Origin of the sequence: Alkalihalobacillus sp. R86527, assembly GCF_042466185.1 — a bacterium.
Classification (GTDB): domain Bacteria; phylum Bacillota; class Bacilli; order Bacillales; family Guptibacillaceae; genus Guptibacillus.
This window is the reverse complement of sequence record NZ_JAXHBW010000001.1, coordinates 1,825,828-1,848,190: the sequence shown is the minus strand read 5'-3', so window position 1 is coordinate 1,848,190 and position 22,363 is coordinate 1,825,828. Positions and strand designations below refer to the sequence as shown.

At 36.3% G+C, this 22,363-nt stretch carries 23 protein-coding genes, 1 pseudogene and 1 other annotated feature; of the genes and pseudogenes, 8 read left to right on the top strand and 16 right to left on the bottom strand.

Annotation, left to right across the window (positions count from 1 at the left end; all coding sequences use genetic code 11):
• Window positions 1-233: 233 nt before the first annotated feature.
• A complete protein-coding gene (locus tag SJY16_RS09485; protein WP_377888913.1) occupies window positions 234-1,604 on the top strand; it encodes a YjiH family protein in 1,371 nt (456 codons plus the stop codon).
• Window positions 1,605-1,793: 189 nt separating this feature from the next.
• Here SJY16_RS09485 and SJY16_RS09480 read toward each other — a convergent pair whose 3' ends face one another.
• The 3 genes from SJY16_RS09480 to SJY16_RS09470 all read right to left on the bottom strand — a co-directional run bounded on the left by SJY16_RS09480 (window position 1,794) and on the right by SJY16_RS09470 (window position 4,007).
• Window positions 1,794-2,684, bottom strand: coding sequence for a hypothetical protein (locus SJY16_RS09480; RefSeq protein ID WP_377888912.1), 891 nt, complete (start codon window positions 2,682-2,684; stop codon window positions 1,794-1,796).
• Window positions 2,685-2,808: 124 nt separating this feature from the next.
• On the bottom strand, window positions 2,809-3,213 hold the full coding sequence (locus SJY16_RS09475; RefSeq protein WP_377888911.1) for an acyl-CoA thioesterase: 405 nt from the start codon (window positions 3,211-3,213) through the stop codon (window positions 2,809-2,811).
• Window positions 3,214-3,230: 17 nt separating this feature from the next.
• Window positions 3,231-4,007, bottom strand: coding sequence for an enoyl-CoA hydratase (locus SJY16_RS09470; protein ID WP_377888910.1), 777 nt, complete (start codon window positions 4,005-4,007; stop codon window positions 3,231-3,233).
• Window positions 4,008-4,167: 160 nt separating this feature from the next.
• On the opposite strand from SJY16_RS09470, the gene SJY16_RS09465 reads away from it, so the two are divergent.
• Window positions 4,168-4,614 carry a hypothetical protein gene (locus SJY16_RS09465; protein ID WP_377888909.1) on the top strand — a complete coding sequence of 149 codons (447 nt, stop codon included), beginning with the start codon at window positions 4,168-4,170 and terminating at the stop codon, window positions 4,612-4,614.
• Between the two features lie 329 nt (window positions 4,615-4,943).
• On the opposite strand, the gene SJY16_RS09460 is transcribed toward SJY16_RS09465, so the two are convergent.
• From SJY16_RS09460 to SJY16_RS09440, 5 genes and pseudogenes are all read right to left on the bottom strand, one after another.
• Complete coding sequence (locus SJY16_RS09460; protein ID WP_377888908.1) at window positions 4,944-5,627, bottom strand: VOC family protein; 684 nt, start codon at window positions 5,625-5,627, stop codon at window positions 4,944-4,946.
• On the bottom strand, window positions 5,627-6,103 hold the full coding sequence (locus SJY16_RS09455) for a VOC family protein (RefSeq protein WP_377888907.1): 477 nt from the start codon (window positions 6,101-6,103) through the stop codon (window positions 5,627-5,629). The genes SJY16_RS09460 and SJY16_RS09455 overlap by 1 nt, the downstream gene beginning before the upstream one ends.
• Before the next feature lie 500 nt (window positions 6,104-6,603).
• Window positions 6,604-7,842 carry an MFS transporter gene (locus tag SJY16_RS09450; protein ID WP_377888906.1) on the bottom strand — a complete coding sequence of 413 codons (1,239 nt, stop codon included), beginning with the start codon at window positions 7,840-7,842 and terminating at the stop codon, window positions 6,604-6,606.
• A gap of 64 nt (window positions 7,843-7,906) precedes the next feature.
• Window positions 7,907-8,170, bottom strand: a binding site (T-box leader).
• A 117-nt stretch (window positions 8,171-8,287) separates the two neighbouring features.
• The gene (locus SJY16_RS09445; protein ID WP_377888905.1) at window positions 8,288-9,499 is read right to left on the bottom strand and encodes an MFS transporter; all 1,212 of its coding nucleotides are present in this window, start codon (window positions 9,497-9,499) and stop codon (window positions 8,288-8,290) included.
• A 26-nt stretch (window positions 9,500-9,525) separates the two neighbouring features.
• A pseudogene (locus tag SJY16_RS09440) lies at window positions 9,526-9,630 on the bottom strand (peptidase E); the annotation flags it as partial.
• 468 nt (window positions 9,631-10,098) lie between these two features.
• Here SJY16_RS09440 and SJY16_RS09435 point away from each other — a divergent pair.
• Window positions 10,099-11,298, top strand: a complete 1,200-nt coding sequence (locus SJY16_RS09435) for an iron-containing alcohol dehydrogenase (RefSeq protein WP_377888904.1) — start codon at window positions 10,099-10,101, stop codon at window positions 11,296-11,298.
• Between the two features lie 369 nt (window positions 11,299-11,667).
• Here the strand turns inward: SJY16_RS09435 and SJY16_RS09430 are convergent, their stop codons facing one another.
• The 4 genes from SJY16_RS09430 to SJY16_RS09415 form a co-directional block, all read right to left on the bottom strand.
• A complete protein-coding gene (locus SJY16_RS09430) occupies window positions 11,668-11,859 on the bottom strand; it encodes a hypothetical protein (protein ID WP_377888903.1) in 192 nt (63 codons plus the stop codon).
• 107 nt (window positions 11,860-11,966) lie between these two features.
• Window positions 11,967-12,902, bottom strand: coding sequence for a zinc-binding dehydrogenase (locus SJY16_RS09425; protein ID WP_377888902.1), 936 nt, complete (start codon window positions 12,900-12,902; stop codon window positions 11,967-11,969).
• A gap of 154 nt (window positions 12,903-13,056) precedes the next feature.
• Entirely contained in the window at window positions 13,057-14,277 is a 1,221-nt protein-coding gene (locus SJY16_RS09420; protein ID WP_377888901.1) for an MFS transporter, read from the bottom strand.
• Window positions 14,278-14,583: 306 nt separating this feature from the next.
• Window positions 14,584-14,991, bottom strand: coding sequence for an NUDIX hydrolase (locus SJY16_RS09415; protein ID WP_377888900.1), 408 nt, complete (start codon window positions 14,989-14,991; stop codon window positions 14,584-14,586).
• A 319-nt stretch (window positions 14,992-15,310) separates the two neighbouring features.
• Here SJY16_RS09415 and SJY16_RS09410 point away from each other — a divergent pair, with 319 nt between their 5' ends.
• The 3 genes from SJY16_RS09410 (at window position 15,311) to SJY16_RS09400 (ending at window position 17,683) form a co-directional block, all read left to right on the top strand.
• Window positions 15,311-16,531, top strand: a complete 1,221-nt coding sequence (locus tag SJY16_RS09410; RefSeq protein WP_377888899.1) for an MFS transporter — start codon at window positions 15,311-15,313, stop codon at window positions 16,529-16,531.
• Between the two features lie 209 nt (window positions 16,532-16,740).
• Window positions 16,741-16,920 (top strand): hypothetical protein, encoded by a 180-nt coding sequence (locus SJY16_RS09405; protein WP_377888898.1) that lies wholly within the window; start codon window positions 16,741-16,743, stop codon window positions 16,918-16,920.
• Window positions 16,921-17,137: 217 nt separating this feature from the next.
• Window positions 17,138-17,683, top strand: coding sequence for a hypothetical protein (locus SJY16_RS09400; RefSeq protein WP_377888897.1), 546 nt, complete (start codon window positions 17,138-17,140; stop codon window positions 17,681-17,683).
• A 351-nt stretch (window positions 17,684-18,034) separates the two neighbouring features.
• Here SJY16_RS09400 and SJY16_RS09395 read toward each other — a convergent pair whose 3' ends face one another.
• A complete protein-coding gene (locus SJY16_RS09395) occupies window positions 18,035-19,558 on the bottom strand; it encodes a carboxypeptidase M32 (protein WP_377888896.1) in 1,524 nt (507 codons plus the stop codon).
• Between the two features lie 162 nt (window positions 19,559-19,720).
• On the opposite strand from SJY16_RS09395, the gene yppF reads away from it, so the two are divergent.
• Window positions 19,721-19,927, top strand: coding sequence for a YppF family protein (gene yppF / locus SJY16_RS09390; RefSeq protein ID WP_377888895.1), 207 nt, complete (start codon window positions 19,721-19,723; stop codon window positions 19,925-19,927).
• 252 nt (window positions 19,928-20,179) lie between these two features.
• Here the strand turns inward: yppF and SJY16_RS09385 are convergent, their stop codons facing one another.
• Both SJY16_RS09385 and SJY16_RS09380 read right to left on the bottom strand, forming a co-directional pair.
• A complete protein-coding gene (locus SJY16_RS09385) occupies window positions 20,180-20,446 on the bottom strand; it encodes a hypothetical protein (protein ID WP_377888894.1) in 267 nt (88 codons plus the stop codon).
• Between the two features lie 63 nt (window positions 20,447-20,509).
• Window positions 20,510-20,800 (bottom strand): hypothetical protein, encoded by a 291-nt coding sequence (locus tag SJY16_RS09380; RefSeq protein ID WP_377888893.1) that lies wholly within the window; start codon window positions 20,798-20,800, stop codon window positions 20,510-20,512.
• Window positions 20,801-20,913: 113 nt separating this feature from the next.
• Between SJY16_RS09380 and SJY16_RS09375 the strand changes: the two genes are divergently transcribed.
• Entirely contained in the window at window positions 20,914-21,153 is a 240-nt protein-coding gene (locus tag SJY16_RS09375; protein WP_377888892.1) for a hypothetical protein, read from the top strand.
• A gap of 46 nt (window positions 21,154-21,199) precedes the next feature.
• On the opposite strand, the gene SJY16_RS09370 is transcribed toward SJY16_RS09375, so the two are convergent.
• The gene (locus SJY16_RS09370) at window positions 21,200-22,339 is read right to left on the bottom strand and encodes a THUMP domain-containing class I SAM-dependent RNA methyltransferase (protein ID WP_377888891.1); all 1,140 of its coding nucleotides are present in this window, start codon (window positions 22,337-22,339) and stop codon (window positions 21,200-21,202) included.
• Between the last annotated feature and the right edge of the window lie 24 nt (window positions 22,340-22,363).

Below are 22,363 nucleotides of genomic sequence, written 5' to 3'. Positions count from 1 at the left end.
TTATACTGGTTCATTTCCTTCCAACCACTAAAGTTCCTTCTCCATAAATACCTTTAATTGCCCTTCTATTAAGGGTATAATAATAAATAGTTTCTGTATTCTGAAGAATACCTATATTCTTGAACTTTATTTTTTGCTGTTACTTTATCAGCTTTGTGTTATATTTATAACTATGTTTTTATAAACATACAGTTATTCATAAAATTCCTTATATACAATAGAGGTGACCGTCAATGAAAACTAGTAACCATCAAGAAAACGTAACAACTTCTGGAATCTTAAGATTCGCAATACCATCTTTGATTGGTATATTCTTATTCATGATTCCGATACCTGCTAAAGAAGGAATCACGATTCCAATAGCAAAGCTTGCTGATTGGCTCCAATTATTTTTTGCCGAATCAGTTCCGGTAACGCTGCCTCAAGTGATGACGTTTATTATAGCGATAACCGTCATACTGAGCTTTATCGCAGTGGTAGCAAAACCTAAATGGGTAACAAACTCTCCATTCCTTATTAATTTATTGCAAGTATCGCCGGTTTGGCTAATCGCGCGTACGTTTGGAATGATCTTTGCAATTCTTACGCTCTACAAGATAGGACCTGAATGGATTTGGTCTGATGCAACGGGTGGCTTGTTACTGAATAGTCTTATACCTATACTATTCTCTGTATTTTTATTTGCCGGCCTGTTCTTACCATTATTATTGAATTTCGGCTTACTTGAATTATGCGGTGCGCTTCTTACGAGAATTATGAGACCGCTTTTCACGTTACCAGGACGTTCTTCGATCGACTGTCTTGCATCCTGGATGGGTGATGGAACGATTGGGGTACTTCTTACTAGCAAACAGTACGAAGAAGGTTATTATACAAAACGAGAAGCAGCAGTAATTGGGACAACCTTCTCTGTTGTATCGATTACTTTTAGTATCGTAGTTTTAACTGAAATGAAACTACAAGCTTATTTTGTTCCTTACTACTTAACAATCGCGCTCGCTGGTGTAATCGCAGCGATTATTATGCCAAGGATTCCGCCACTATCTAGAAAGCCAGATGAAACGCATGAGAATGTATCTGATAAACCAAGCGATGCAATTCCAGCGAACTATACACCTCTACGTTGGGGTATTGTAAAAGCGACTCAAACAGCTAATAAGAACCGTGCATCAGATGTAGCCAAAGGTGGCGTTCAGAATGTATTAGATATGTGGATGGCCGTCATCCCAATTGTAATGGCTATCGGTACCACTGCACTAATCATCGCTGAAAACACTCCTTTATTCAGTTATTTAGGAGCTCCATTTGTTCCACTACTGAATTTGATGCAAGTGCCTGAAGCTGCTGAAGCCGCTCAAACGATGGTGATTGGGTTTGCAGATATGTTTCTACCAGCAATTATTGGCTCAAGCATTGAAAGTGAATTAACGCGATTCGTCATTGCCTGTCTATCTGTTTCACAGCTCATTTACATGTCTGAGGTAGGCGGTTTACTACTAGGATCTAAAGTTCCAGTGCGCTTTTTGGACCTGGTCATCATCTTCTTAGAACGTACGTTAATTTCACTGCCTGTTATCGTGATAATGGCACATATTATTTTTTAAGTAAAAGCCAGGATACTCTATCCTGGCTTTTTTATATGCTTTAATATACTTTTATTTTTAATAATAGTTATGCTAATTACTATTATTAATACGGTATGTGAAATTAATCATAACAAAAAAGACAGCCTTAGCTGTCTTCTATTTATCAACATTTCTCTTTTCGACCATTTACCTTCTAATCGTTTTTCTTTACTTTTCAATACGATCAAAGTTGCTCAAGGTTATGACCTGTTGGACAGTTAAGTACCCTTTCCACTCTCGCTTAGCCTTTTCCCAATCTTCTTCATATTGTCCCCATTCCCATGTAGGCGCCCAACTACCGTCGTCCTTTTGTTGATCTACAATGTAATCAAGATTTACATGAAGTTCCTGATTCAACTCATCGACGAATGGTGCGTCTTCAGAATCTACAAGAAGAACTGGTTGAACGCCGTATGAGTCCCATTTTTCTGGACGGTCTACTATGTATGGAAGTTGTTTATGAACCTTATCTACGATTACATCTTTAATATCTCCACCAGCTAATTCAGCAAGCCGTAGATAGCATAGAACCTCGTGAATTTCATAGTCATTCAACTCACTCAAATGATCCATCACTTTCATTAGCATCTTAGATTTAGGCTCTTTGTCGTCACTAAAAGCGAGAAGGTATCCAACGATTTCTGCATCAGGGTTCGCTGAGTAAGTCTGTTCTCCCTGTTGGACACTCCACCATGGTGCACGAGGCACATCATTTACAGTAACAGGTACAGCTTGCCATCCTTCTCCTATAGGATTGGTATCCTGAAAGTATTTGACTCCCTGTTTAATGAAAGGGTGATCACTTGACAAGCCAAGTTTAGTTAAATATTGAAACGCTACTGATGTAGCCATTGGTGATGATTCTTGAAGACGAAAGTCTGGTTCTAAACTATGACCAAATCCGCCATCTTCATTACGATACTTTTCTAGCTCTTGTAATACTTGCTCTTCATTCCCTTCACCTTTCCAGTATTTAAAAAAGGCGCGGTCTACCCCTCTCGCCTCGTTTTCAATATACGAACATGCTTTTTCAAACTGTGCATTCGTTAGTTTTTTCATTTGAAACCGTTCCCTTCGTTTGTACTTATCCATACATTACACAATATCCTTTAATCTCTCTTTCAAATCATTATTTTCAACAAAAAATCAAGAGCGAGGTTTAACCACGCTCTTGATGGAACAATTAGCTTACTTGAAAACTCTCCTCTAAAGCTTTACGCAGCTCATCAGGGATATTCTCGCTTTTTTGTTCTTTAAAATTAAAGTAAACAATCACAGACTCTCCTTCTGCAACAAGTGTCCCATTTTCAGCTTTTTTCATCCTATGGCACATTACAAAGCTCTTCGTACCGATTTTTTTGATAAACGTTTCAATCGTAAGATACTCTCCGAAAAACACCTGTGCATGGAAATCACAATTGGTAGATACCAAAATAAATTTCCAGTCTTCCGTATTAGACTCCCCTTTATGCTGGTTCAAAAATTCAACTCTAGCTTCTTCCATGTAAATAAAATAGCTTGTATTATTCACATGCCCAAGTGCATCCGTCTCACAAAACCTAACCTTCACATTCATTTCGTGGCTCATCTTACTCCCTCTTTTCGCTATCTATGTGTAAATTGTGGTTTTCGTTTTTCAAAGAAAGCATTCACACCTTCTTTGATATCATCTGTTTGAAAAACTTGATTAAATAACTCTGCTTCAAGATCAATTCCTTTTTCCATTGGTAGTTCCGTTCCTTTATTGACTGCTTTCTTTATTCTAGAAAGCGACTGTAGAGATTTATCAGCAATTTTAGAAGCAAGACTTTGAGCATATGTCATTCCTTGCCCAGTTGGTACAACATGATTAACAAGTCCATACTGCTCTGCCTCGAGCGCACAGATCGGTTCACCAGTGAACATGATTTCTTTTGCTCGAGCTTCTCCAACTAGACGTGGCAGCCTCTGGGTACCGCCTCCACCAGGAAACAGACCTAGCTTAATCTCAGGAAGCCCTAATTGTGCTTGATCTTCTGCTATGCGGATATCACATGTCATCGCAAGCTCGCACCCTCCACCAAACGTTAGCCCATTTAATAGAGCAATCGTCGGTTTAGGAAAATCATCAATAAAGTTAAACATACGATGGGTATCCATTACAATATCCTTGAAATTGTCCTGCCCCATCCATTCAGGAAACTCCTTAATATCTGCTCCTGCTACAAACGCTTTATTTCCAGCACCTGTCAAAATGATGGCTACCGCTTCATCATTCGATTCAAGCTCCCGAAACACTTCAAAAAGATTCGTGATTACTTCTTTACTCAGTACATTAAGAGGCGGATTATTAATCGTGATGATCGCAGTTCTTTCTTTAATCTCGTATGTTACCTTTTCCATTCCAGATCACTCCTTTTTTTATGTAGAACATTTTTCAACTATAATAAAGAGCTACATATTCATCTTACATGTAAACGTTTGTAATTTTCAATATATTTAAATTGTTTTATTCCCAAATATCCGGGAATTGTTAATTTACATTTTTAAAGGAGTGAATGCTATGAACGAAAACCTATACAGACTAACACTTGAATATGAAGATGCGATCGATTGCTGTAAAGGAGAAACTGTCCCAGAGTTCATCGAGAATTTCATTTATGGCTCAATGGACTACAATAAGGACAACTTCGATAAACTACAAGCAGAAATGAGTAAACAAGCACAAAACCAGGAACCAGAAGAATTTAAACGCGCTTTTGATGAAATGTTATTATACTTGAGAGACAAATTTATTGAACTAGATCTAAAACAAGAATACTGGGCTCTTCACTACAGAGAAGGAGTTAGTGCATTCATTGCTATGATCGATGGATTAGTTATTCAATATTTCTCTGGCTTATACTCTGTCGATGATTTAAAAGAAAGGTCCCAATTATTCGCAGACATTATTGTAAAAGGTTTCGTTGGTGTCAATGAACACCATACAGATGTGATGTCTGCAGATTAATAAGCACCCTGCCACTGGGTTACTTCAGAGATTCAATGCGTGAAATTAACTAGCGAATTTCGCTGAAATCCACAGGTTAAATCACATATAAAACCATACGAAAAAAGAGCTTGGAGGCGCGACGCTATTCCAAACTCTTTTTATTTCGTTCATCCAATAAAAAATCATATATATATTGAAAGACTCGATTTCTTTAAATAGTATTCAACTAATCGACACGTTTGTTTAATCGCTTGTAAATCAATAATTAAAGCGATCATGAAACCACCATACATATATTTTGATAATCCTGATAAAATTCCCCTACTTGAATAAACACCTAACATCTATTAACAAGACGAATTAACTATTACTTCATGATTCTCATTTACTACTATTTGGTCATTCATATTTACCTCTATCTCAATAGGATAAATAGCAGCAGTTTTTTCAGAAAATATCCATCTTCTCCCTGGTTTAACTAACAAAATAAAAGCTCCGGTTGCACGATCTCCCATAAAATTAAGTGATGCTTCGCTTATTGAATGGTTATCACGCTCGTTAATCCCAATATCTATTAACTGCTGTCCAGTTTTTATTGCATCATCCACCGTAAGGCTAATTTCACTGATAGTTAGAAAGCTATTTTGAGAAAATGGTTCTTCTCTAGCTACGGCTATAGAATGTCTGGAAATAAACTCAACTACATTTTCAGCAGGGTCATAAAAATAGAATGAATGTGCAGGAAGGTTGGGAAAATTCGCCTCATTTTCTCCTTCTTCATAATTTAATTCAACTTTGCCTTTTAGCCATTCTTTAGCCTCTTTGAACTGGTTTGAAGGAATATTAAAAGCAAAATGATAATAAGGATCTCCTTCTACATTCCTTGATGAGAATTTCAATTGACTTGAACCAACTGAAACCTGGAAACTTTCTTTCCATTCTTTTGATATTGGCATACCTAGAGTTTCTGTATAAAAATCTTTCATTTTCTTAAGTTCTTTTGTTTTTAAAGTAACCTTGCTTATTTCCATTAGATATCCCTTTCTCTTTTTAGGCCTACTACTTCCACCCACTTCATCATTTCAATTTTTTTGCATTCGTTTTTGAATTCGCCCGGAACAGCAACGAAACTCATAAACTCCAGACTGTTGCCATCAGGGTCTTTGAAATAGACAGAAGCATTACCCTGATTTGGCCTTACAAAAGGCTGCACTGATGTCCTGTTGCCGAAAGGTACAGCTTCTATCCCTTTATTAAGCAACCAGTTTACAGAGTTCTCCATCTCTTCGAATGGAATCCTGAACGCCACATGCCTTAATGATGGATGGTATTCGGTTAAATATTCCGCTCCTTCCCAAAGCCCTAGCCAACTTTTATGCTTCTCTATCCAGATAAAAGCAATTCCCTCTCCTTCCCAAGCAAGTTCTAAACCCAAGTTTTGATAAAATTGAATTGAACGTGTTAGGTCTTTAACTGGTAAATGAGCTTCGTATATTCCTTCAATCATATTTTCTCACTTCCTCTAATCAGATTTTATATGTATTAAGTATATATAGGAATGTAATAAATAGATTCGGCTGCAAGTATTAAATGAGTTACAACTTTAGGACTAGACTTATATAGAAATCTAATAATCTTACTAATGGATGAAGTTTTTCCACATTAAAAAGGAGCCTATCTTGTTACGAATAAGCTCCTTGATCCTACACTTTATAATAAGGAAACGCTCCTCGCTTATCGAGTAAGTCCAATAATAAAAACTATTACTAAAGCCTTTAAAACATTGGGGGCTATTGCGGGAAATCAGTGCTGCTTTATTCATCCTCGTATTATCAGGTACTGTATATATTGTTTTATCGATTTATTTTGTACTTCATCCAACGGAATAAATTATCAAATCGATTAAATGTAGACTGTTAAGATAATCGCTTCTTTTCTGGATTAACTCAAGACTCCTGGTAGCTGGTTTAATGGAAGGTGGATTACTTAAATCCATTTACCATACTTTCATTTTACTGTTGCATTTTGATAAAACTTTGATTTTGAAGATTGAACATTATAAATAAAAAGTACAATTGATACAAGAAGCATAATCGTAGCTCCGGAAACTACAACAAATCGTATAGATATAAGATCAGAAACAACACCAAAAATAGCAGTGAATACGATAATAAGAAAGGCTTCTACAAAACCATAAGCACTTCCTATTCTCCCCATAACATCTACAGGTATATTTTTTTGATAAAATGTATAAAAACCTGTATTAGCAAAGGCTGTAGCAAATGACAAACTGAAACAACCTACAGAGGCTATTAGAAATGTATCAGATGCCGTAAAGACCATATAACCTATTGCGGTTATCATTGACCCCATACCAATTAGCCAAGAAGTCGGGATTTTTTCAACAAAGATTGTGTTTACTAAAGAGCCTACTAATACCCCCGCACCAGCAATACTGACTAACACACCATATTCACCTTCAGATAAAGAAAGGATTTGAGTGGCAAAAGCAGCTTCTAATGAATCCGTAGCTGTCATCATCACGAGCATGGCACTAAATAAAAAATAGATTACCATTATATAAGAATAGTTACGGCTAAATCTAACAACTATTTTCCAATCTTCTTTTAATAACTCAACAGATAATTTCCCATCTGATGCTTTAACAAGTGTAGACGATTCAACATTAGGCAATCCTATTGTAATAAATGCTGATAAAAATAAAGCAATCGCATTAAGATAAATAGCGATATTAGGTGTTCCAATGATAAACATCATTCCTGCTATAGCTGGACCAGTCAAAAAAGCTCCCGAATCAAGCAAACTACGTAATGAATTAAATCGTTTTCTTTCCCCTTCTGGTATTAGTTTCGTGATGTAAGTCATAGAAGTTGGGTGATACATAGAACTAGCTATCGTGATTATAAAGACCATACAATAAATAAAAGTTATAGAAGTAAACAAAGGAAGTAATGCAATAAGCACTGTTTGAAAGAAATTAAGTACTATCATTAGATATTTTTTATTCATACGATCTATAAGACTTCCAGACCAAACATTTGTAAACAATGTTGACAAAGCCCTAATAATATATAATCCAGAAACCGCAAGAGCTGATCCTGTTAGGTTAAGAACTATAAGGTTTAAGGCTATAAAATAAACCCAACTACCTACGCTTGAAATACCTATACTCAATAATAGGATGGATGGATACCGCCAATTTTCTAATGATTTTTTAAAACTCATAGAATCCTCCTAAACACTTAAAGTTTTAAACAAAAATAAAAATCCCACCCCCAAGACATTTTGTCTTGAGGACGAGATTAGAAATACATCGCGGTGCCACCCCAGTTTATTAATATGTCACCATATTAATCTTATTAGGTACGACAAATAAAATTTGCTTATACCCTGTCTCTATAACGTGAGATCCCGGCACACTACCCCTTACAAAAGTTCCAGTGTGCTGCTCTAAGTCTTGCTTCAGTAAATAAATCCTTACTCCTTTTCACCAATCAAGCGGAGCTCTCTGTAAAAGATTACTTTTACCTACTCTTCTCTTCATCGCATTTTAATATTTTTCATATTATCTAATATTCCATAAATTTTGTAAATAATTAATTTGCAATTTGTTCAAATTAACTGTTGAATAACAATTGTTGTTTACACATCGCTTGGTGATCTCCTTTAATCATGCTTTCTTTAATGAAGGATGTAAATATATAAAGGAAGCACCAGTAGCAATTATCCCACCTACTAAAATAGTTAGTGTGGTACCGAATTGCTCTGCTACAAGCCCTGCAACTAATGCTGAAACCGGCATTAGGAACCATGTCATGAAACGACTTGTAGCTTGGACACGTCCCAATAGATGATTTGGACTTAAATTTTGGCGTATTGTCACAATACAAGGGGTCATAATTGCAGCAGAAACTGCGCCTACTGCATTCATTACCGCTAACCATAGGAAAGAATCATACACTACAAAACCTATGATAGATCCTCCCCCTAAAACACCTGCAGAAAAAAGAATAATGCGGTAAGAGAAATGTTGCTTTAACCAACTAGTAGTTAATGCCCCACCAATAGCTGCAACACCACCAATTGAGAGGAGATAACCTATTTGGGTAGCATCGAAATGTGCTGTTGATTTCAGATGTATGACAAGCATCGTTAAGAAAAGTGTCGTTCCAAAGATCGAAAAGAGCATCGCTAAGTTTGAGTATAAAATTGGCTTCACCCTTAACACAAACTTGAACCCTTCCTTAATTTCTATAAACATCTTTGTACTCGTCATCGTATCCTTCTGTATATTACTATCAATGTTAAGACTTAATATAACGATGAAACCTACTAAAAAAGAGAAACTGTTGATAATTAATCCTATACCAGGATTAAAAATACTAATTAGAATTCCACCTAACCCTGGTGCAACGAATACAGCCGTTTGAAAAACACCTGTATTTATTGAATTGACTAGTTGAAGGTCTTTCTTTTGGACAAGCTTTGGAACAGAAGCAAATTGACAAGTATTATATACCTGCGTCAATAAACCAACAATCAATGCCCCGCCATATATTTCCCAAATAGTTAAGGTGTTAATTATGTAAAAAAAGCCTAAGAGGCCAACAGTTAAAAACCGCCCTAAATCACAAAACAACAGAATCTTTTTTCGATTATAGTTATCAGCCAATACCCCGGTAAAAGGCTGTATAAGAATAGGCAACTTTTCAAGAGCTGCGACGATTCCCATACTCAGCGGTGATCCTGTAATTGCTAATACAATCAGTGGAAGTGCAATTAGATATACTTGATCGCCGAAAAAGGAAACTAAGTTACCACCTATAAATCTAAACACTTGAAAATTCTTTTTAAACTCAGGAGCATTCTCTTTCGATTCCACTTGTACACTTGAATAATTCATAAGCTTTTAGGCTTCACTTTTTTTGATTGATTAAGTACATATGTATCTAACAATGGATTTACTGGCTCCATGGAGAATCCTCCGCCTCCAAGAGTAATCACTTGTTTCATCTTTTCACATTCCTTCCGTTTGCTATGTTTTATCCAACAATAATGCCCTGTAATTAAATTAAACAAAAAGGAGCGTAATCCTTTTGTAGATTTACACTCCCTATTGTTTTAAGTGTTGATACGTATTACAAAAACAAAAACTACATTCGTGACGAAGTACAAAAGAAGAAAAACGTTAGATTCATGAACCTTTCCGTGAAATTTAGCGTATGGGGTAGGTTCCCGCGGATTGGTGAAGAAGTTATATTCCTGATGAGGTTTCGAAAATTGTCTCTGAAGGAAACCTATCTCCTTAAAATAAGCTCCCGGTTGTGGATGAAGAATTAGATATCTTTCTTATAGTCAAGAACTTTTCATCCCTAATCACATTTAATCGTATACAAAACGCATAGTGAAAAACATAAATTTAACTAATAACACGCAAATAGAACAAAGTTACTACATTCACTGATAAGGAGTGGACTTAAAATGAGAAAACTTTATGCTCGTAATTATCAACGAGTTTTTAGAATGATATCACCGGCGCTGCCCTGGCGAGTACCAAATCTATTAGAAGGAGAAAATAGTGTACTTGCCCTCCCCACAAAATTAAAGGAAAAAGATATCAAAAATGTACTCATTGTAACTGATGATGGGATTATGAAAATTGGATTGATGGAGCCGCTTCTACTAAAGTTGAAAGAAGTAGATATTCTTTATACAATCTACGACAAAACCGTACCAAATCCAACGATCGAAAATGTTGAAGAAGCACGGGAAGTGTATGGAAACAACGGATGCGAGGGCTTCATTGCCTTTGGTGGTGGTTCTTCTATTGATTGTGCAAAAGCAATTGCTGCGCGTATATCACGTCCAAATAAGTCAGTGACACAACTTAAAGGCGTCTTAAAAGTACGCAAGAAAATACCGCCATTTTATGCAGTACCTACGACTTCAGGTACAGGTAGTGAAGGAACGTTAGCGGCAGTCATATCAAATAAAGAAACACATGAAAAGTTCGCGATAAATGATCATGCCCTCATTCCACACGTAGCCGTTCTAGATCCATTATTAACAATTGGCCTACCAAAACATATTACATCTATGACTGGGATGGATGCTTTGACGCACGCTGTTGAGGCATATATCGGGAAAAGCACTACACCTGAGACACGTAGCTATTGCATAAAAGCAGTGAAGCTGATTTTCGAGAATTTATATGAAGCCTACGAGAATGGAAGTAATGTAGAGGCACGTAAGCAAATGCAGCAAGCATCCTATTTTGCTGGCCTTGCATTTACGCGCTCTTATGTAGGTTATGTTCACTCCATTGCACATACGCTAAGTGGATTTTACGATGTCCCACATGGATTAGCGAATGCAGTCATTATGCCACATGTTCTTAACTATTATGGAGAAGCAGCGCAACATTCGCTTGCAGAGCTTGCAGATGTAGTTGGAATTGGTAAAGGAGGAACCGTACAGCGAAAAGCCAAATTGTTTATTGAAGCGATTGAAGAAATGAATGCTAAGATGGATATTCCGATTAAAATTGAGGGAATCCTGGATCAAGATATTCCCAAAATGATTAAGCATGCACAAGCTGAAACAATTCCATTATACCCTGTACCAAAACTTTTGAAGAACGATGAGTTATTCTATCTTTATCAAGTTATCCAAGGAAAATAGCGGTGCATTCTCATATGCATGTGAACAGCTCAAGTATTAAATTAAACAAAAAGGAGCGTAATCCTTTTCTAGATTAACGCTCCGATTTTATGGAAGACTTGAAGCCAAGATAAGCGTTATAAATTTCTACTTAGAATTTCTCCAGGTAAACCATAGACTAAAGTAATCTTCAAAGTCATTTATTTGAAATTTAACTAAATTCAACTCGGACATTCTCTCCCTCCTAAAACTCTTTCTTTAGTTGAATAATCACTTCCTTATACTGAAGACTAAATATCAAGATAAAGCCCTACTTGTCTAAATTTGTAATCTCAAAAGAACGAACGACTTTTAAGTAACTTTCTAATAATTCGTCATACCTCGCAGCTTCTATAGCAAGATCAAAGTGACTTCATAAACATGACCGTCTACTTCTTTTAAAAACCAATACTCTTCATAACCATCGAAGTCAACACGTACAGCCGTGGTGAATACCCCAGTATCAAAACTTTCCTCTTCATGTAAATAAGTTATCGATTGGGCATAGTCACCAGCTGATAGAGAATGTTTTGGATAAGACATAATAAAAACCACCTTTGTGTATCGGTCCAATTAGGCTGCTTATGTAATAAGTGCTCCCTTTAATAGAATACAAAGTCGAAGGGCATAAGTCATACCCTATTATTTCGTCAAGAACCTGGATATCTAACCAAAACCTTTATAGGACATTCATTAGTTTCACTTAGATACGCGAAGCAATCAATTAACTCATGTGAATGAATATGGCTTTCAAAAATAGAATTTACGTATTCTAATTTCTTGATATTTTCGAAAAACCACTGACTATGTTGTTGATAGTCCCACCCGTCACTTGATCCGACGATTTTGAGTTCCTTTTTATAAAAGTCTTCATTCAAAGAGAAAACGTCCTTGTTTCCGTCTGACAGCACACAAACTTCCCCATTATGCTTCAACGCTTTTAGGATTGCGTCAAATGCATTCTTACTTGAAGAGCACTCAAAACCACACTTATAATGCTCTCTAGGAACTTCTTCTTCTGATAAATAAACATTATTAGCTCCAAACGTTTTGGCTAATTTACCTCTTGCTTTATTAGGTTCCAATACATCGACCTTCTCAACGTTCATGTACTCTTTTAAAAAATGAAGTGTCAGCAATCCCATTGTTCCTGATCCAGTTACCAAGACGTGATCCAATTTGTCAGGTTTCAGTTTCATGACACCTTTCGCTGAGTCACAAGAGAGTGTATTGAGTAATGCGTATGTATAATCAATCGTTTCAGGAACCTTTACTACTTTATCAGCTTTTACAACACCATAGTCTTTATGTCCATAAAATGCTAAAACGTGATCTCCTACATTGATTTCTAAAACATCTTCTCCAGCTTCAATAACTCTTCCAAAACTCTCATAACCTGTTTCTCTAGGATATTTAGGATTGAGATCCGTAACATCCGATTCTTTGTACTGAGGAAGTTCGGCACCTATACTGATCGCACCTGCAATCGTTTGGATTAATACTTCATCTTTTTCAATAGATTCTAATGCCTTTCGTTTCCATTCTAGTTTCCCTTTTCCTACTAGGATCAATGATTGTTGCATCATTTGAAAACACCCCTTTATAAAGATAAGATTTTCATATTAACAATTAATTTCCCCTATCTATCTCTGTACCTTTCCTTCCAACTTTGTATTTGTTCCCTATTATTGAAGAAAAGACCACACAGATGAATCGTGCAGTCTAAACTTAGAAGTTCTTTTATGCTTGATGATTATGTGCATACTTTTGGGGAAAATATTGTTTTGAAACTAGAATATAAATAGCAGCTATTGCTAATAACGTTGCGGATAATAGAAATACCTGCTGGACACCAAAAATATCGGCCATGCCACCTAGCAATAAAGAGGATAGCCCAAACGTTAAAGAGGTTAAGGCTCCCTGTGCTCCGTATATTTTGGGCAATTCATCGGTTGTCGCTTCATTCTGAAGGTAAGTTTCCATTGTTATTCCCTTGATCTGCTCTCCGATACCATAGAACACAGACAAAAGTAAGGCGATCAACGCAACATCATTAAATCCAAAAAGGAAAGTTAGTGCACTTGCACTGAAGGTAGTAAGTAGCAGCAAGTGCTTCAAATTCTTTTCAATGACTGATGAGAATTTCGTGCAAATTAACCCCCCTATAAGAAGACCAATAAAGAAGGTGGTATTAATATATCCCCACCATGCTTCACTTTTATGGAGAACTTGAGAAACGAAAACATAGATAATTGCGGCAATCCACACAACATTCGCTATAGATTCTATGAAGATCACAACATGAATTTTTCTAAATACAGGGGTATTCCAAATTGTCTTCCAACCTTCCTTTAAAACATCCCCGATAGGATCCTTTTGTTTTTGAGAAGGAAAGACTGTTGGGTCCTGTATGAGATACAACATAGCACTAGATACAATAAATAAGATAACAGTTACCCATATGACAGTCTGACCACCTATCCAGGCAACCATTATCCCTCCGAGGGCCCATCCACCTAGCTGATTCACTTGGTTAATAACAGAGAAAAAACTATTTGCTTTAACAATTTCCCTTTTCTCCACTAATCTCGGAAGCATTGCGCGGCTAGCTGGTGCTGCCCATCCATCGAGGAAGGCAATAATGAAGACAGATATTAAGATTACAACAATTCCAGTTTGAGAAAAAGTTGTTATGATGAATGCTAATACAAGCAGTACAACGGTTTTACTCGTTTGTGAACTGGATAAGAGTGTTTTTAATGGATACCTATTAAACAATATAGGAGATAGATACCCGCTAATAAACCGACCGAGAGTATTAATAAATGGCAGCATAGCTAAATAAAAAGCTGACTGTGAAGTTGCGTACATAATAGAAATTAATCCTACAATATAAAAAACATCGCCAAGATTAGCGAAAGCTTGTCCGATCCATAAATACCGAAAAGATGAAGATTTCATTTTAACTACCCCTTTTTTATCGTTTTTATTATCGATTAAAAAAGGGTGTATTTACATAAGGTGTTAAACCTCCTCGTTTACTTTTTCTAATGTCTTACTGAACATTCAGTACTCTTAAATATTATTGAATTTAAACATTCTATTAAAATTAACGGGGTAGTAAAATGATAACTATCGGTTAGTTTTGAAGCTCATATGTATATGTTTATATTGAGTAATTGTAACATAATGAATTTTTATTTATTCAGTAAATAATGACACTCACTTTCCTGCTAGCAAACGCTCCCTTTTATTGAATATGAACGATTAAAATGCCTCACAAAATGGGTGTTCTTCTTCATTAAGAATCTTTAAAATTCTTTCCAAGAAGTTTGGCCAGGTAACCATCTTTGACACTTCTTCTAAGGTGTAAAAACCAACTTCTAAGCTCTCACTGCTAGTAGTGATTTCTCCACCTATTGCTTTGCCAAGCCAACATGTTGCACAAACACTAGCATCTAGATTCTGATAAATACCGCAAAACTTCTTTAATTCAATATCAATTCCGGTTTCTTCTTTAACTTCTCTTATTATTCCCTGCTGGATGGTCTCTCCATTTTCAATAATTCCGCCTGGGAATTCCCACCCTCTTCTTGGACCTTTAATAAGTAAGATCTTTCCTTCGTCATTTAACACAACAGCACCAGCTGATAAAGAATGTTTTGGATAAGACATAATGAAAACCACCTTTGTGTATTGGTCCAGTTAGGCTGCTTATTTATTAAGTGCTCCCTTTTCTGGAGTAAGTGCAAACAGCTACGAAATTGTATGATAGATCAAATATAATCCATTATAGATACTAAAACCAACTAATAATTTGAAATGTCTATCAATTAATGAAACAATATTACAAAACCTCAAGAAAGGAATGTTGAGATTGATCGATATACCCTACCTAAACCCCGCTGATCATTAAACTCTTGCCTATATCAGGGGACCTCCAATGTAAAATCTAAACCACTCACAAAACATTTTACATTGGAGGACGAATCTCATGAATAAACAACTCGTTATTCTTCTAATTGGTAGAATTACTACTAATTTTGCAGACAGTTTTTATATGATTGCGACAATCTGGTATGTCAAAACCGTTACTGATTCAGTATTTTTAATAGGGTTAACGAGCGCAATAGCCATGCTCCCTATTACTTTGCAATTTCTCTACGGCCCTATTATTGATCGCTTTTCAAAAAGAAAAATTTTGTTTTTTGCTGAAATAGGGCAAGGCTTATTCATTTGTGTTATTTCCATTCTCTATTTCACAAATGCTCTATGGCTTCCACTAATGTTATTATTAATGTTTTTAGCACTAGCGTTTTCAGAGGCTACTTATCCAACTGAAAGTGCTCTTATTGAAGGACTTTCTGCGAGGGAAAACTTAACGAAGGTAAACTCTGTTTTTGCGTTTTCCTATCAAACGCTTGATATTATTTCAGATGCAATATCGGGAATCTTGATTGCCTTTCTAGGTCTAGGCTTCATTTATGCCTCCAATAGTATACTACTTATTGGTACTGGCCTTCTCTTTTTCTTTTATTTAAAAGTGCCTAAATCGAAAAAAGAAGAACAACCATCGAGCCGATCTTTTATAGCGCAATACAAAACAGATTTTATAGATGGATTTAAAGTGGTTAGAAGACAAAAAACACTTCTTACCATCCTAGTTGGTGTAATTGGAATTAATGTAATGGCAACTATGGGAATTGCTATGCTGCCAGTTATATCAGCAAGTTCAGCTAGCTATGGGTTTTGGTTAACGGCAATGTCTGTAGGTACAATAGTTGGCACACTGATTGCCAATCGATTAGACAGTATACCACTAAACAAAGTAATGCCTATAACATCAGTCATATCGGGTGTTTGCTGGATTGTTTCTATGAATACGTTAGAGTTATTTATAGTACCTTATATATTCTTTGGTGCTGCCTGGATAGGAGTAGGTATTTTAAGTATTTACATACATACACTAATTCAGGTTAACTTACCAAAAGAATATTTAGGCATTGGATTTGCCTTTTTATCTTCTCTACTAGGCTCCTTAAGTCCTCTTGGATATTTTCTTGGGGGGATACTTGGGGAATTAAGTTCTGCATTATTGGTACTCCTACTTTCTGGTGCTGGTTATATTGCGTTTTCGATTTATTTTGTACTTCATCCAACATTGAATAAATTAAACAATAGATTAAATGTAAGTTTTTCTGAAGATATTCAATAACTAAAAAACACCTAGCCATTTCGTTAGCATTGGCTAGGTGTTTCTTTTGATAATCTTAAAAAGCTCCGATTATGTGGAAGACTCGAAATCAAGATATTTCACTATGGATCCAAATAAGATTTAAGATTCAATAAAAAGTTCTAATTTGGAACCACATCAAGTTTGAGATTATTACCTAGAAGGTAAGAATCGTATATAGGAGTGATACTATGAATGGAATGATGGTTTTAAAAATAATAGGCGTACCTATTATTGTTTACTTATTACTGATGGTTTTTGATCAATTTTTGAATTTCAGTTCTTCAACTAAAGTTTTAATATTTGCAACTACTACATTAGGGGGTTATTGGCAGGTATTCTACACAAATAAAAAGTATAATAAGAAATGATTACAGAGTCCACAACCCTTTCGAGAACTCTGTCTTAAATTTACATAGAGTGCTTACTTTTTATAAAGTAATCGCTCCGAGATAGAGGAATAACCAAAGATCATTTCTCCTTCTTTAATAAATGTCCCCGTTGAAGAATAGCGTAAACACTTAGCTCAATATTAATAACAATTAACACTTAGGGAAAAATAACGTCACTAGAACTTTTAAGAGGGGCGTGTACGATATTAAAACGTTTGTAGTATTCTCTTTATTAACATCTTTTTGGTTACAATTAACAGCCATAGATGTTGAAGCAAATTATACTAATGAACAATTTGAAAATTCCTTATATGATATTGGTTTTAAAGAAGTGCATAAGGCTGTTGACGATGCTGAAAAGTTTTATCGAAAAAAAATCGAATTACCTGTACAATTCCCCCCTATCAGGTTTACGCATATTTTCGGTCGATTTGATGATTTAGAGGGGGATATTAATGACGAATTAGAGATCACGTATATTAATAAAGATGCAACAAAAAATCATTATATAATTTCAATTAAACCATCCAGATATAAGCTAACTTTAAATCCTAACCTAATTGATAGGACAATTCCATTAAAAGATGGGACAAGTGCTTTATTAAGTAACAAAAAACTAGGAAGATTTATCGTTTTATTTTTTGAAGATGAAGGCTGGCAATATAGATTGAGTTTAGATAGTGCAAGTCCTGAAAAAGTATCTCCTGATATGCTTGTTGATATTGCAAATTCATTAAAATAGCCATCAAAGAGATGGCTATTTTTACTTTTTCTAACCAGTTTTTATTCCACAATCCTGCCCTTAAACAAAATAACAGCTTTCAACCTCTATCCATATCTCATCACTAAGAAGAGAGAGCAAAGGACAAAGGACATCACAACCTGAGTACGTTATTATAAGCATCTCAGCTTTCACATTACCTTTGTCCACTAATTAAAATATGTCATTTAAACTATCATTTGCGCTATTAAACAATGGAAACGTTGATATTAAAGAAAATGCCCTGTTTCAATTCACAGGACATTCTTACTTTCATTTATAGGTTGTGAAGCGAATAAGGAACTCTGAATTTCCCTTGTTAGGGTATCTCACTTAGGAATTCAGGTTATAAACTTCCGAGTACTTATTTTCTAAATACTCGATTAAATACGTCGCATTAAGCCCTTCGCCAGTAATATCTTTAATGATTTCAACTGGCTTCTTCATCTTCCCATATTGATGAATATTTTCAGTAAGCCACTCTTTTATCGGTAAGAGGTTCCCTTCTTCTAATAACTCGTCGAAATGAGGAAGGTCTTTTACGATCGCATGTTTAATTTGCGCAGCATAGATATAGCCTAGCGCATAGGAAGGAAAATACCCAAACGCTCCACCTGACCAGTGAACATCTTGAAGCACACCATTTGCATCGCTGTCTGGCGTTATACCAAGATACTCCTCCATCTTCTCATTCCATATCGACGGGAGATCTTTCACTTCTATCTCCCCATTAATTAACCCTTTTTCAATTTCATAGCGAACCATAATATGAAGAGCATATGTCATTTCATCAGCTTCGATTCTGATAAGAGAAGGACCAGCAACATTAATCGCACGGTAGTAATCGTCCAAGCTGACATCGTCGAATTGACCAGTGGAATATTGCTTTAACGTCTCATAATTATCTTTCCAGAAAGACTTATGGCGACCTACGAAATTTTCCCAGAAAAGTGACTGAGACTCATGAATGCCCATAGACGTTCCAGAACAAAGTGGCGTACCAATCAAATCTGTAGAAATGTTTTGCTCATACAAGGCATGTCCACCTTCATGAACCGTTCCAAATACAGCTGTACGGAAATCACCTTCATCATACTTTGTAGTTACGCGAACATCTCCAGGATTTAACCCTGTGGCGAATGGATGAACAGTTTTATCAAGGCGGCCAGCATCAAAGTCATAGCCCATTTTTTTCAGTATTTCCAAACTAAATGCCTGCTGCTTATCTTCTGGAAAATGCTCAAACAAGAAGTCGGTCTTTGGTTTGTCACTCGATTCAACTACCTTTTTCACAAGGGGGACGATATGTTCACGAAGTTGACCAAACACTCGATCAATCATATCTACCGTTACTCCAGGTTCATATAAGTCTAAAAGCGTATTATACTTATTTCCTTCGTAACCCCAGTACTCAACAAACTTTTGATTAAAGGCTACTAACTTTTCAAGATAGGGACGAAAACGTTCAAAGTCATTGTTCTCTTTTGCTTCTTCCCAGACGCTTTCTGCCTTTGAACTCAAAATGACGTACTCAGAATATTCCTCTGCCGGAATTTTGATATTTCGATCGTACTCTTTTTGGCATTCTTCGACAATTTTCTTCGTCTTCTCATCTAATTTACTCTTTACATTCTCTTCGGAAAGTTGAGAGAGATAGTCTTTCATTTCATTAGAAACAGACATGTTGAAAACCTCGGACGACATCATCCCGATGACTTCTGAGCGTTGCTCTGTCCCCTTTTTCGGAGCACCTGTTCTTAAGTCCCAATACATTAATCCGATCGCTTCATTAAACCCAGTCATCTTCTTCGTATAGTTTAAAAAGTCCTGTTCGATTTGATTCAAATCAACCTGCATTTTATTCCTCTCCCTTTCAAAAATATTATTCAACCTTACATTCGACAATACTCGTGTAAATTTGTAACGTTTTGTCGGAAGTTAAAAAATTCAAAAACAATTGATTTAGAAAAACTCATGTTATCCTTTTGGTAAGGAAAATAGTTCAAGGAGGGGTTCAAATTGTCTATTAAAGATCTGATCAGTACATTCGAAGAGGTTAAAGGAAAGCAACCAGCTTCTGCAGACGAGTTACTAGATTTTGCTCAGGCGAACTACTTACGTGGCGACATTTCATTGCATGAATATCAATGCTACTTTAAGGAATTGCATGCCCAAGGTGCCAAGAAACCCGAATACTACTCTGAAAAAGAACTAAAAACAACTTAACCCTCTATATAACTATCCTACCATAAACTGTATACAAATTAGCATCAAAAACGACATGGGCTAGCCCATGTCGTTTTTAATGCTGTAATGAAATTTCAAGATTTGTAAAACGATCACTCGTACATAAGGGACATTCCCGATGTGATCTATTTAATAATGCGCAACATTGCTTACAATATTTCATGCTCTTACCTCCATTGTTAATTCCAATGAAGAATTAATTCCCGAGTCTCATCCGTCTAAAACAGCCAGTTACATACCTGCTCCACTTGAAATCACGGCAATCATGATTCCTATAAGTGCAACAGTTCCTATAATTGAAAGAATCGATAACACTACAAATATCCACCCAGCAACTTTTCGATTTGTTTTAATCAAATAAATTCCAAGCGGAAGTAAAGTAAATAAGAATCCTAGTATCCCCCATAGCCATGGGTTCTTGCCATGTTTTGGTGCATCGATCGCAAGATACACAGCAACTATGATGGGAATTAAAAAACTAAAAAAGCTTAACTCCATCCATACATCCCCCTTTCTATTGCATCAACCAATAGAAAGGATACATGAAAATGGTTGGGGCGTCTACAAATCACTTCCAGAAATAACTATAAATTGATTCATCACACCTACCGTGGTAATAATCGACCCGTCAAAGCTTTGTGTACGATAAAGGGAAAAGATATACCAGTTCGAACGGTCAGTTTTAGCCGAGAGATAAGGAACTACCGCAAGATCTATTCCAATTTCAATTAATTTATTCTGGTCCTTCTTCAACTCACCTGCTGCCCATTCTACGTAGTCTTCTGTCAATGGATTCGTAATTAACATTCCTACCATGATCAATACAAAAACAACGAGTCCAGTTCTCTTCATATTCTCCTCCTAAAAGTGTGCCTCTTTAAATTTATCCATATTTATCCGTTTACATGCAGGTTGTTCGCGGGTAGAGGATATTAGAATGCAATTCTAGTAAGGAGGAATAATTTATGAGACAACACCGTATCAACACACTTAAACCAGGAGAACATTATACTGCTAAGGAACTCGATAGTTTCGTATCTACGACAGATGTTGTTTTACTCGCAAGTAATGCATCACAACTATTTTCCGAGCCGGAACGAGAGTATAAAGTAGTGAATGAATTAGAAGGTTTCTTTGAACATTCCTCAGAAGACGGCGAGAAATATTTTCGAGATAAACGCGCATATATCGTTGAAAAAGTATAATAGATAAAAGCCCCCAAGTGCTTAAGCACTTGGGGGCTTTCGTTATTTAAACTTTTGGTGGTCTCGGACCAAAGAACTGATAATAATGTGTTTTGATATCACCATTGTAAAGCTTACGATTCTTTGAAGATTTCTTTCCGTAAAGCTCTTCGAACCTCGGGTGAGAGGTTAAGACGTATATCGACCATGTATCAAGACGATTACGAAATGCTCGTCCCATGTCTTTGTACATCTGTTCAACTTCCTCACGGTCACCAAGTCGCTCTCCGTATGGCGGATTACCAATTAAGCAACCGTATTCCATTTTAGAGCTAACATCAGAAACCTGCATTTGTTTAAACTGTAGCATATCACCGAACCCAGCTTCTAAAGCATTGTTCTTAGAAAGCTCAACCATCTTCGGATCAAGATCACTACCAAAGATATGAAGAGGCTGGTCATATTTTGCGAGATCCTCTGTTTCGATCATCGCTTCTTCCCATCTCTTCTTCCCAATCCAAGCCCAGTCTTCAGATGCAAATTCTCTGTTAAATCCTGGCGCTATGTTCTGACCGATCATAGCTGCTTCGATTGGAAGTGTACCTGACCCACAGAACGGATCGATAAATGGCTTATCGGCGTTCCAATTTGTGAGCATAACCATTGCTGCTGCCATCGTTTCTTTTAATGGTGCTGCACTGTGTAAGTAACGGTACCCTCTTCTATGCAACCCTTTACCGCTTGTATCAATTGTAAGGGTCGCAGTATCCTTATGAATCGCCACTTCAATCTTAAATAGTGGGCCATCTTCATCAAACCAGGACACATTGTATTTTTCTTTCATACTTTCAACAATTGCTTTTTTCACGATTGCCTGACAATCTGGAACACTATATAATGTTGATTTCACAGATTTACCAGAAACAGGAAACTCAGCATTTTCAGGCAAGAGCTCGCCCCAAGGAAGTGCTTTTGTTGCTTCAAATAGTTCGTCAAAGGTCGTTACTTTGAATTCGCCTACCTTCAGCTTCACTCGATCAGCAGTTCGCAACCAATAGTTTGATCTACAAATTCCGAGTTCATCACTTTCATATGTAACTTTTCCATTATCAATTCTTACGTTCTCAAAACCTAGATCTTTTACTTCTCGCCCTACAAGAGATTCAAGTCCCATAGTAGCTGTTGCGATTAATTCATATTTTGCCATTCTCTTCAACTCCGATCGTATGAC